Origin of the sequence: Streptomyces massasporeus (assembly GCF_014648995.1) — a bacterium.
Taxonomy (GTDB): domain Bacteria; phylum Actinomycetota; class Actinomycetes; order Streptomycetales; family Streptomycetaceae; genus Streptomyces; species Streptomyces massasporeus.
Genome location: NZ_BMSE01000027.1, coordinates 91,862 through 101,533, shown reverse-complemented (window position 1 = coordinate 101,533; position 9,672 = coordinate 91,862). Strand labels below are relative to the sequence as shown.

Here is a 9,672-nt window from a genome sequence, read left to right as displayed (position 1 = left end):
CATGACGACGCACCACGAACAGACCAACGACGCCACCACTTTGCGGACACGACCTAGGGGCTCGGAAGCAGGAGGCGGGCGCCGCGCACTCCGCCGCAACCGCCGAAGCGAATCTGCTGGCGAGGAGGTCTTCCGCGAGCCGGGTCCGCCGCGGACTGGACGGGGCCGCGCCGGTTGGGGGGCGCGCCGGTTGAGGGGGGCCGCGCCGGTTGGGGCCCCTCAACCGGAGGGGGGCGCGCCGGTCGGGGGGCCGCGCCGGTGGGGGGCGGCTGGGGCTTCCTCACCAGCGTCCCTGGAAGATATGGGCTGCACGCAGCTGAGCTGAGCACCTACGTACGCACCCGCCGCACGCACAACACCACCAAGAGGATCACTGATGAAGCGTTCGGCGCCCAGCACCCGTTGGAAGAAGAACACCAAGCCGGCCGCCGCGCTCGTAGCACTCGGTGGGTTTCTTGCGGTGTCACTGTGGCTCGGGGATGAGCTGTGGAGTCTGTCCGCGTACTGGCCGGGGTCCGGCATCGGATTCGGCGCCACCGTCGGCGTGCTGCTCCCGATCACGTTCACGGCCGCCAAGCGCTCCTTCCGCCGGGCCCACCCGGACGGGAGCGCATACTCGCCCCGGTGGATCGTGGTCGGCCTCCTGTACGCGGCTGTGGCTCTGGTGAGCGCGTTGGCCGCATCCCGCGCTGTGCCCGGGAAGGGGTCCTCGGGCCTCTGCCGCAGCGAGTGGCAGCCCTGCTGGGTCAACCACCTCTATCCGGGGGCCTTCCTCGTGACACTCGGCAGCTTCGTCGCGACGGTGGCCGTCATGCATTGGCTGCCGAGCTGGATGTCCCAACTGCGCGCGCTGTCCCGGCGGTAGCGGCCGAGGGCGGCGGCGGACATGGGAACGGGACGTGTTCGAAACGCCAGGAGATCGTTTGGCTTACTGCGGCCTCAAAGCCTCCGACCACGTCGGCACCGCTCAGGGCGTTGGGGTAGGTCGTAGGAATCCCTGACTCAGCAGGCGCGCTACCCACCGGCAGCCATGGAAGAGACCAGCACCGCCCCGCCGAAGAGGACGACCAGCTGCACCATGCCGGGGATGCGCCATCCCAGGGCGAGGAGGCCACCGCCCGTCAGTACGGCGCCGCCGCACAGAAGCCACAGTGCCTGCGACGCCGCCCGCGACGCACTCGTCGGGACGACGCCGTCGCTTTCGTAACTGTCGGCCCATCCCGCCATCCCGACGCTGTACACCGACCAGGCGATGAGCATGAAGTCGATGACGAGCAGCGCCAGGCTGACACCGATCTGCCCGCCGGTTGAAGGCTCGTTCGTCTGTCTCATGGCCACTGCCGTCCCGTCCGCGGGTGACGCTCTAGTAAGTGCATGTGGTCAGCGTGGTGTTGCGGGCGGGCACTGCACATCCGTACAGGTACTCAGATGCGTCATGCTGTTCACGCGAACGGCGACAGGCCCTTGTCCTCCAGGTGAGCGAGGAGCGAGTCGAGGCATGCGTCCGCCGTGGCCAGGTCAGCGCGGAAGAACGAGTCCTCGCCGAGCGGTCCGCCGCTGACGATGACCATCCATGCCGCTCGTCGCTCCATCATGCGCTCACCGTCGACCTTGAAGACGGTCGTGACTCCGCGCTCGGACAGCCACTCCATCAGTTCGAACATGTCCATGCGGGCACCCCCTCGGGAGAGATCGTCCCACCCCCTGGGGACACGCCATCTGGGGTCCCGGCTTCCCGTCCCGCACGAGCAGATCAGACATCCAGTCCTGGGCGCCAGTGCGTAGAGGCAGGGCCTCGTGTCGGTGTCACATCGCTATGGGGCCGAGGTCCGCGGCCGTTTCCGCCAAGGCGCGAATCGTGGGGTTGTCGTCGGTCGACCGCCAGGTGAGGGCCCATTGGAGGGTGGGGGCGTCGTGGACGGGCAGGAAGACGATGCCAGGGGGACTGTTGTACCGGGCGGCGACTTCGCCCAGCGGCTGGACACATTGCCCGGAGGCGACCAGCGTGAGGACCTCGTGGAAGGTCCGCGCGACCGGCCCACGCGGGACGCGTCGGCCGAGCGGCGTACGCGTGGGGACCATGGACGCAACCCAGTACTCGGGGGCGTCGGGACCGAGGTCGACGACACTGTTGTCCCCGAGGTCCTCCAGCGACGCGGCACCGCTTGCGGCAAGTGGATGGTCTGCGGACACGGCGAGCACGCGGACGCCGGTCAGTACGGTGGGGCCCACCGTGAGATCCGGCTCGGCGACGGGCAGCCACAGCACGTGGACGTCATTCTCGCCGGTGCGCAGGGCGGTGAACGGATCGCTGCCGTTGATCTCGCCGAACTGGACGTCGCTGCCGGGGCAGCGGCTGCGGAACGCGTCGACGAGAGGGCGCAGTTCGTGTCCGGCGTGGCCGAACACGCCCAGCCGCAGCGTCCGGCCCGAGCCCTCCCCGGCTGCCTGGGCCCGGGCGAGCCCTGCCTGGATGAGGTCGACGGCCTGCCGGAGGTCTTCGCGGAGGCGTCGGCCGACGGGCGTCAGGGCCACACGCCGGCTGGTGCGGTCGAACAGGGCGACGCCGAGGCGGCGTTCCTGCCTGCTGATGACCTGGCTGACGCGGGCCTGGGACACACGAAGCCGCTCGGCGGTCCGGCCGAAGTGCAGTTCCTCGGCCAACGTCAGGAAAATCTCCATCTCGCGCAGCTCCATACATAACCCCCACGTTATGGATAACCCCACGGATCCTGTCTTGTTCGGTCGCTGACCTGCATCGATGCTGGAAGCGCAGTCCCACCGACAGGCGGAGCACGCCTGGCCCGTCATCGACAAGGCAGGGTATCGATGAGTGACATGCAGGCCATCGCCGACCGCATGGAGATCGAGGCGCTGCGCGCCGAGGTCACCGACGCGGTGATGATGCGCGATTACGACCGTGTCGCATCGCTGTTCACTCCCGGGGGTGCCATGCGATGGCCGCACATCGACAAGGAGTTCGTCGGCCGGGAGGAGATCCGCGTGGGGATCGAATGGGGGCAGGGGCTCTGGGAGTTCTTCGTGCAGAACCTCCACCCGGGCGTCATCCGGCTGGACGGCGACACCGCGGTCGGCCGTGCGTACATCCAGGAGTTCGGGCGGATGCGTGACGGCACATCGCACCTGAACTACGCCCTCTACCACGACGGTTACGAACGCACCTCTGACGGCTGGAAGTTCAGCGAACGCGTCTACGAGGTCCGGTACACGGACCCGTCCCCGCTCGCGGGCTTCCCCCCGCCCGACGCGCCGGTGGCCTGAGCGCGTCGGCAGCAGATCGTCCCGACCGGGATCTTCGGCCACCGCCTCGGGCCCGTCGCGTGGTGGCCGGGCCTCATCATCCCCTGAGCGCATCGAGTGAAGGAGCACACCATCATGATCCTGATCACCGGAGCCAGTGGCGTCGTAGGACGTCAGGTGATGAACCAGCTGGTGCACGAGGGCACCACCGTCACCGCGGTCACGCGCGGGACGGGCGACGCCCGGTTCCCCGACGGCGTGGCGGTCGTCCGCGGTGACCTGTTCCACCCCGAGTGGATCGAGGCAGCGCTGGAAGGTGTGGAGGCACTCCAGATCAGCCCGCGTGCCACCGGGCCCGGCCTCGGCGAACTGCTGAGGCTCGCCGCCGCGCGAGGCGTACGGCGTGCCGTGCTGCTGTCGGCCACCACCGTGGAGTACCCGGCGGGGGAGGCCCGTTTCGCCGCCCGGTTCAAGCATGCCGAGGAGCTCGTCAGGAACTCGGGCCTGGACTGGACGATCCTCCGCCTGGCCGACTTCGCGGCCAACGCACTGGCCTGGGCACCCCAGATCAGGGCCGGTGACGTGGTGCGGGGCGCATACGCCCGGGCCGCCACCTCTCCCCTGCACGAAGCCGACATCGCGGGAGTCGCCGTACACGCTCTGCGGGGCAGCCTTCGCAAGGAGGCGATCCACACGCTGACCGGGCCGCAGTCACTGGACCAGGTCGAGAAGGTACGGCTCATCGGCACCGCCATTGGCCGGGCTCTGTCCTTCCAGGAGCTCCCGCCCGAGCAGGTACGGCAGGGCATGCTCGCCCAAGGGCTGTCGGAGGAGATCCCCGCCCGGCTGCTCGGCTCCCTCGCCGACTACGCCGAGCGGCCGGGCCCCACCACCAGCACGGTGGAGGACCTGCTGGGCCGTCCCGCGCTCACCTTCGCCGACTGGGCACACGACAACGCACCCGCGTTCGGCGGCTGATCACCTTCACGAGGCCGGTCGGATTCCCTGACCTCGTGGCCGCGGTACGCACCCCGACCTCGTGGCCGCTCTACGCACCCCTGGATTCAGCATCCGCAAGCTGACAGGGGCTCACCATGGTCCTGGCCACAGCTATTCCACGTTGTGCGAGAACCAGGTGTGGGAGCAACTGCCGCACTTACCGTCCTGGCCGTGGGTCCACCCCTCACACACCGTGCAGATCAGGCAGTTCAGAATGTCCAGGCCACCCCCCAGCCCCGCTCTGTCCAGGCGGGACATGGCCATGCTGCGCACCTCGTCCAGCTGAGGTTGCAGCTTTGCAAAGTCGTCCGCGTTCTCTTTGAACGCTTGCTCCTGCGCGTCCGTCAGGCGTGTATTGAGGCTCATTGTCTTCCCTCATTTCACAGTAGAGAAGCCATGCGCTTACCTCGATTGTCACCCAGGCCGGGCAAGGGAGCATCCGGATGCGATTGCCCTCCCCTGCCCTGCCCGAGGTCGTCTCCTTGGTGTGAACGCAGAATCTCGCCCCATGAGGGATAGCCGCGGGCCTCTCGTCACGTCGTGATGGTTCGAGAAGGGGAGGGTCGATGGAGGCCTCGAGTCATGACGAGTTCCGGGAGTTCGTGGCGATGCGGTCCACCGCGTTGCTGCGGCTCGCGGTGCTGCTCACCGGCGGGGACCGGCACGCCGCGGAGGATCTGCTGCAGATCGCGCTGATGAAGGCCTACGGGCGCTGGGCGCGCATCGAGCAACACGAGGCCTACGTGCGGCAGGTCATGTATCGCCAGCAGGTCAATCGGTGGCGGCTGCGCAGGCACCGTGCGGAGACGACGGTGCCCGTGCTGCCCGAGTCGGAGAGCGGCACTGACGCCGGGGCGGACTCCGAGTTGCGGATCGCGCTGTGGGCGGCGCTCGGCCGTCTGTCGAAGCGGCAGCGGGCCGTCGTGGTGCTGCGCTACTTCGAGGACCTGCCGGAGGCCGAGGTCGCGGCGCTGCTGGCATGCCCGGTCGGCACGGTCCGCAGTACGGCGCACCGGTCGCTCGCCAAGCTCCGGGCGCTCGTGCCGGAGCTCGGGCCCGAAGGGCCCTCGGAACGGGTCCAGCCGCTCAGCTACACGCCGAAGGAGGTCCAGCGATGACGACGGAGCGCGTGGAGGAGAAGGTCCGGGAGACGCTGAACGCGGTCGCCCTGGACCGGGTGCGGGCACCGGCGAACCTGGTGGAGCAGGTGGTGCGGCGCCGCAGCCGGCGGCGTTTCTCGCAGGCCGCGGGGGCGGCTGTCGCCGTTGCCGCGATCAGTGTGGGGGCGGTGTTCGGCTTCGGGGGAGGCGGTACCGGGCACGATCGGCCCGTGCGGCCGGCGGCGTCGCCCGCGACGCCGCCGGAGGGCTGGGAGCCGTGGCAGAGCAGCAGCCCGGGCGCCAGCGAGCGGGGGTGTCTGGTGGACGGATCCGCGCTGTACTGCAGCGGGTCCGAGTACGACGCCGCGAAGATCGAAGCCAACACGGGCAAGCGGTTGTGGACCGTCAAGGTCAACCGTGAGGGCGACGGCATCGACCACCCGTTCGCTGTGCGTGACGGGGTGGTGTACGCGTACCGCAATCACACCGCGGAGAACGCGCCGGACGGTGACTACGCCGGGGGTACCGATCTGATGGCGGTGGACGCCGACACCGGCGACGTGCTGTGGAAGGTCGAGATGCCGCAGGACGACCGCACGGCCCAGGCCGCCATGCTCATCGACGGCGCGGTGCTGGCGAACACCCCGTCGGTGCGCACGATGTCGGCGCTCGATCCGCTGACCGGCAAGGAGAAGTGGCGCCACACCTGGGACAAGGGCACCGTGTGTCAGCGGGCCGTGCTGAGCGGTGTGCCCTACCTCGCGTGCCTGCCGGACGTCGAGAAGCCGGATGCCACCGAGGTGCTCCGGCTCGATCCCGCCACCGGGAGCGCCACGAAGATCGCGACCCTTCCCGGCGGGCAGCAGCTCATGGGGACCACCGGGGACCGGATGGTGCTGGTCGCAGCGCAGGGTGAGAGTGAGGGTGGCAAGGATCTGCGGCTGACCACCGTCAGCGGCGCCGGAGAACGGGTCTCGCGCCCGTACCGGGCCGTGGGGGCGCCGGCCACCTCCGAGGTCATCGGTGACCGTCTGATCTCCGTGTCCTGGCAGGGCAAGGCCTCCGCCTACTCGCTGACCACGGGCAAGACCTTGTGGACCCGCCCGGTGGGCGTCGAGTTGCCCAGCCAGGAGACGATGCCGCGCCTCCCGTCGCCCATGGTGTCGGCGGGCCAGGGGGTCGTGTACTTCCTCAGCCCGACCGGGGACCTCTCCGGCCTCGATCTGCGCACGGGTGAACAGGTCTGGCGCGATCACGTCGACCTGGGCAAGGAGCGACTCCCGTTCGGGGGCTCGCCCCAACTCCTGCTCTACGAGGACGCGCTCGTCGTCCGGAACGGCAGCACGATCGTCTCGCTGCTGCCCCGGGTCGGCGGCTGACCCAGGCAACCGGCCCAAGCATCCCGGGTCGGGGAGGGAGTGGTGGCACTTCCTCCCCGACCCGGGTTTTCCGTTGACCACATGCGATTAGGATCGCGGAATGTCTTCGGAAGAGCCGGATGTCGTCTGGGTCCTGGAGGGGTTCAGCAAGGCGGACGACACCTTGCGCGTGGAGCACCCCATCAGCCGCGAGCAGTTCCTCCAGCTGCGGGAAGTGATCACGCCGGCCGCCGACGATCCCTGGATGCTCTACTGCTATCCCGTACCCGTCGAACTGTGGCCCGCGGTGGACGCGATACTCGGGTGCGGGCCGCCCCGGCCGGATCTGGACTACCTGACGGGCGCCTACGCAGCCAGGTAGCCGGTCGCGACGGCCGGCCGTCTCAACTGGCCCTCTACCGCGTCGAGTTCGCATACACGCGTGTTGACGATCTCGCTGGTGCGGCAGCTTGCGGACACGCCCCTGCCGGGGCCCGGAGTGCAACTCCCTGCCAGGCAGCTTCCTGGCGTGGCCGGATGCGGACAGCGGGGTCGGGGGGATGGTTCTCTCTTCTCAGCGGCCGGGAAGCGCGGGGAACGCGGAACGGTCCGGGGGAGCTGAAGCACCACTGGCTCCATGCGCATCGTCGCAAAGGTCCTGACTCACGCAGGGAACGGAGACCAGAAATGATCCGCATCACCAAGCGTTGTTCCGCCGCCGCCGCCGCCGTCGTCGTCGGTTCGGCCGTGCTCGCCACGCTCGCCTGGGCGGCGCCGGCTCAGGCCGCCGACCAGCAGGGGTCCGGCTCGTCCGTCGCCGCGCACGTCGGGATCCCGGGCGACATCGTGCTGCCGCACCTGCCGGGCACGCCCGACGACTTCACCTGGACGCCGCTGCCCCTGGGCGGTGACGACTTCACCTGGACGCCGGGTCCGCTGCACAACCGTGACGACTTCACCTGGCACCAGTCGCCCGCCGAGGGCCCCGACGACTTCACCTGGCAGCCCGGTCCGGTGGGCGAGCGGTGATCTCCACGACCACGACGGTGCCGGCGAACGCTGTCGCGAGGGTTCCAACGACCGCTGTCGCGAGGGTTCCAACGACCGCGACCACGGGGGTTCCAGCGACCACCGTCGCGACCGGGGCAGCCACCAAGATGCCGGGTGCCGGCCCACGGCCCAAACCGCCGGTACCGCCGCACCCGGCCCCTCGCCCCACCGGCCAGAGCGTGAGCTGCCGTCAGATCCACTGGCGGCGGGCCGCCTGGACCCCCGCCTCGAAACGGCTGGAGGCCCCCAGGCGCTCCATCAGCTCGGCCATGATGCGGCGTTCGGTGCGGACGCCGATGCCGAGGGCCCGGGCCACCGCCTCGTCGGTGAGGCCGGTGGCGAGGAGTTGCAGGAGTTTGCGCTCCTGCGGGGTGAGGCCCTGCGGGTCGTCGTCGGGTGAGGGGTGCTGATGGAACGGCGTCGCGTGTTCCCAGTAGGCCTCGAACAGGGCCCGCATGGCGAGCACCACCGGCCGGCTGTGGAACATCAGTGCCGCGGGGCCCGTCTGGCCCGGCAGGTTGGCCACGATGGCCGCGGTCGTGTCGATGATCAGCAGTCGCATCGGCAGGGTCGGCGACGTGCGGATCTCGCTGTTGTGCTCCGCCATCCACTGCGCGTGGGACCTCGTCACCCGGTCGTTGACGGCACTGTCGAGGTAGATCGAGCGGAACCGTACGCCCCGGGCGAGCGCCCGTTCGTTCAGCGGCCGGGACGCCTCGATGGCCTCCTTGGTCAGCCCGCCCACGGGGTGGAAGACGAGGGACTCCTGCTGGCACGACTCGGCGAGGGCCTCCAGCCGGATGCGGATCTCGTCGACGTTGTCGAGCTGCTCGGTGCCGTCCGAGCCGGACCCGCCCGACGCCGTGTACTCGGCGGCGAGCGCGGCGAGTGCCGCCCGGTTCTGCTCGATGCGCTGCTGCCGCCAGGCCAGTTCGTCCTGTTCCCGCTGGAGCAGGACCTTCAGGCCGAGCGAGGGGTTCACCGCGCGCAGTGTGCCGGGTGAGTCGCCCGACGGAGCGAGCAGGGACAGGTCCGACAAGCGCATGAGCGCCGCGTGCACATCGTCGGCACCGATGTCGAGGAGCTCGGCGAGCTTGTCCGGATCATGCTGCTTGTGGAACAGGATCGCGCGGTACACCGCGAGGGTCTGCTGATCGAGCGGCGATACGTCGTCCACGTGGCGTCTCCCCCTTGAACCACATGTGAACCGCATGTCTGGACCGGACCGTCGCGCCGGCTCGAGAGCGAAGGCACGGCACGGGGGAGCCGTCGCAAGTCGGGCGAAGATCCCCCGTAGATCGTTCACATATTGGCCACGTTACCCGCTCAGGAGTTCCGGTGTCGCACACAGTCGCACATGTACCACCGCCGTTGCAGGGCTGTGTCGTCCTCGTCGTAGACGCCACCACCGGCGTCGGTCGGCGGGTCACCAGTCAGCTGTGCGCGCTGGGCGCCGCGGTCGCCGTGGTCGGCGCCGGGCACCCGGGGCGCGGCGACGACGCCGCCACCAACGCGGCGTTCCTGTGCAAGGAACTGGCCGGAATCGGGCTGGTCGCACTGCCCTATCAGGCCGATGTGGAACGGCCGGAGAGCTTCGGTGCGCTGACCGGCCAGATCGCCGCCGACCTCGGTCCGGTCACCGCCAGTGTCGTGGTCGTGCCGTGCGCAAGCGGAGGCGAGGAACTGGCTCCGGCGTTCCGCGTGCTGTCGGGTGTCGTCGCGGCCTCTCTGCCGGCCGGCGCCGAGCACATCGAGGTCGACGTGGGCCACGAGGGCTTCGGCCTGGAGGAGGCGGCCCAGGCGGTGGTGGAGCGGCTGGTGCGACTGCACGAGCAGTGGCGCACCCCCTCCGGCTGACGGACACCACCTGTCATGTTTTTCAGAGTCTTTGCCTTAGTCCTGCC

At 69.7% G+C, this 9,672-nt stretch carries 13 protein-coding genes; 8 read left to right on the top strand and 5 right to left on the bottom strand.

Annotated features, from left to right (window positions below; translation table 11 throughout):
- Nucleotides 1-376 precede the first annotated feature (376 nt).
- Entirely contained in the window at nt 377-865 is a 489-nt protein-coding gene (locus tag IE153_RS37565) for a hypothetical protein (RefSeq protein WP_189594174.1), read from the top strand.
- A gap of 149 nt (nt 866-1,014) precedes the next feature.
- Here the strand turns inward: IE153_RS37565 and IE153_RS37560 are convergent, their stop codons facing one another.
- The 3 genes from IE153_RS37560 to IE153_RS37550 form a co-directional block, all read right to left on the bottom strand.
- Nucleotides 1,015-1,332, bottom strand: coding sequence for a hypothetical protein (locus IE153_RS37560; RefSeq protein WP_229829359.1), 318 nt, complete (start codon nt 1,330-1,332; stop codon nt 1,015-1,017).
- Between the two features lie 110 nt (nt 1,333-1,442).
- Nucleotides 1,443-1,670, bottom strand: a complete 228-nt coding sequence (locus tag IE153_RS37555) for a hypothetical protein (protein WP_031105011.1) — start codon at nt 1,668-1,670, stop codon at nt 1,443-1,445.
- Between the two features lie 136 nt (nt 1,671-1,806).
- Complete coding sequence (locus IE153_RS37550) at nt 1,807-2,682, bottom strand: LysR family transcriptional regulator (protein WP_229829358.1); 876 nt, start codon at nt 2,680-2,682, stop codon at nt 1,807-1,809.
- Between the two features lie 147 nt (nt 2,683-2,829).
- On the opposite strand from IE153_RS37550, the gene IE153_RS37545 reads away from it, so the two are divergent.
- Together IE153_RS37545 and IE153_RS37540 are read left to right on the top strand one after the other, a co-directional pair.
- Entirely contained in the window at nt 2,830-3,282 is a 453-nt protein-coding gene (locus IE153_RS37545) for a nuclear transport factor 2 family protein (protein WP_189594171.1), read from the top strand.
- Nucleotides 3,283-3,396: 114 nt separating this feature from the next.
- Nucleotides 3,397-4,239, top strand: coding sequence for an NAD(P)H-binding protein (locus IE153_RS37540; RefSeq protein WP_189594170.1), 843 nt, complete (start codon nt 3,397-3,399; stop codon nt 4,237-4,239).
- Nucleotides 4,240-4,371: 132 nt separating this feature from the next.
- Here the strand turns inward: IE153_RS37540 and IE153_RS37535 are convergent, their stop codons facing one another.
- Nucleotides 4,372-4,626 (bottom strand): hypothetical protein, encoded by a 255-nt coding sequence (locus IE153_RS37535; RefSeq protein ID WP_189594169.1) that lies wholly within the window; start codon nt 4,624-4,626, stop codon nt 4,372-4,374.
- 200 nt (nt 4,627-4,826) lie between these two features.
- Here IE153_RS37535 and IE153_RS37530 point away from each other — a divergent pair, with 200 nt between their 5' ends.
- From IE153_RS37530 to IE153_RS37515, 4 genes are all read left to right on the top strand, one after another.
- The gene (locus IE153_RS37530) at nt 4,827-5,378 is read left to right on the top strand and encodes a SigE family RNA polymerase sigma factor (protein ID WP_189594168.1); all 552 of its coding nucleotides are present in this window, start codon (nt 4,827-4,829) and stop codon (nt 5,376-5,378) included.
- Nucleotides 5,375-6,739, top strand: coding sequence for an outer membrane protein assembly factor BamB family protein (locus IE153_RS37525; RefSeq protein WP_189594167.1), 1,365 nt, complete (start codon nt 5,375-5,377; stop codon nt 6,737-6,739). The genes IE153_RS37530 and IE153_RS37525 overlap by 4 nt, the downstream gene beginning before the upstream one ends.
- Before the next feature lie 100 nt (nt 6,740-6,839).
- On the top strand, nt 6,840-7,100 hold the full coding sequence (locus IE153_RS37520) for a DUF7683 domain-containing protein (protein ID WP_189594166.1): 261 nt from the start codon (nt 6,840-6,842) through the stop codon (nt 7,098-7,100).
- 305 nt (nt 7,101-7,405) lie between these two features.
- A complete protein-coding gene (locus IE153_RS37515; RefSeq protein WP_189594165.1) occupies nt 7,406-7,747 on the top strand; it encodes a hypothetical protein in 342 nt (113 codons plus the stop codon).
- A gap of 211 nt (nt 7,748-7,958) precedes the next feature.
- Here IE153_RS37515 and IE153_RS37510 read toward each other — a convergent pair whose 3' ends face one another.
- Entirely contained in the window at nt 7,959-8,945 is a 987-nt protein-coding gene (locus IE153_RS37510) for a helix-turn-helix domain-containing protein (protein ID WP_189594164.1), read from the bottom strand.
- 161 nt (nt 8,946-9,106) lie between these two features.
- Here IE153_RS37510 and IE153_RS37505 point away from each other — a divergent pair, with 161 nt between their 5' ends.
- On the top strand, nt 9,107-9,625 hold the full coding sequence (locus tag IE153_RS37505; RefSeq protein ID WP_229829357.1) for a hypothetical protein: 519 nt from the start codon (nt 9,107-9,109) through the stop codon (nt 9,623-9,625).
- The last annotated feature ends 47 nt before the right edge of the window (nt 9,626-9,672 follow it).

Excerpts from the sequence above, each read along its gene's own strand:
- IE153_RS37545 (WP_189594171.1), top strand. The coding sequence starts at position 2,830 with ATGAGTGACATGCAGGCCATCGCCGACCGCATGGAGATCGAGGCGCTG.
- IE153_RS37550 (WP_229829358.1), bottom strand. The coding sequence starts at position 2,682 with ATGGAGATTTTCCTGACGTTGGCCGAGGAACTGCACTTCGGCCGGACC.
- IE153_RS37515 (WP_189594165.1), top strand. The coding sequence starts at position 7,406 with ATGATCCGCATCACCAAGCGTTGTTCCGCCGCCGCCGCCGCCGTCGTC.
- IE153_RS37530 (WP_189594168.1), top strand. The coding sequence starts at position 4,827 with ATGGAGGCCTCGAGTCATGACGAGTTCCGGGAGTTCGTGGCGATGCGG.
- IE153_RS37555 (WP_031105011.1), bottom strand. The coding sequence starts at position 1,670 with ATGGACATGTTCGAACTGATGGAGTGGCTGTCCGAGCGCGGAGTCACG.
- IE153_RS37520 (WP_189594166.1), top strand. The coding sequence starts at position 6,840 with ATGTCTTCGGAAGAGCCGGATGTCGTCTGGGTCCTGGAGGGGTTCAGC.
- IE153_RS37535 (WP_189594169.1), bottom strand. The coding sequence starts at position 4,626 with ATGAGCCTCAATACACGCCTGACGGACGCGCAGGAGCAAGCGTTCAAA.
- IE153_RS37560 (WP_229829359.1), bottom strand. The coding sequence starts at position 1,332 with ATGAGACAGACGAACGAGCCTTCAACCGGCGGGCAGATCGGTGTCAGC.
- IE153_RS37540 (WP_189594170.1), top strand. The coding sequence starts at position 3,397 with ATGATCCTGATCACCGGAGCCAGTGGCGTCGTAGGACGTCAGGTGATG.
- IE153_RS37525 (WP_189594167.1), top strand. The coding sequence starts at position 5,375 with ATGACGACGGAGCGCGTGGAGGAGAAGGTCCGGGAGACGCTGAACGCG.
- IE153_RS37565 (WP_189594174.1), top strand. The coding sequence starts at position 377 with ATGAAGCGTTCGGCGCCCAGCACCCGTTGGAAGAAGAACACCAAGCCG.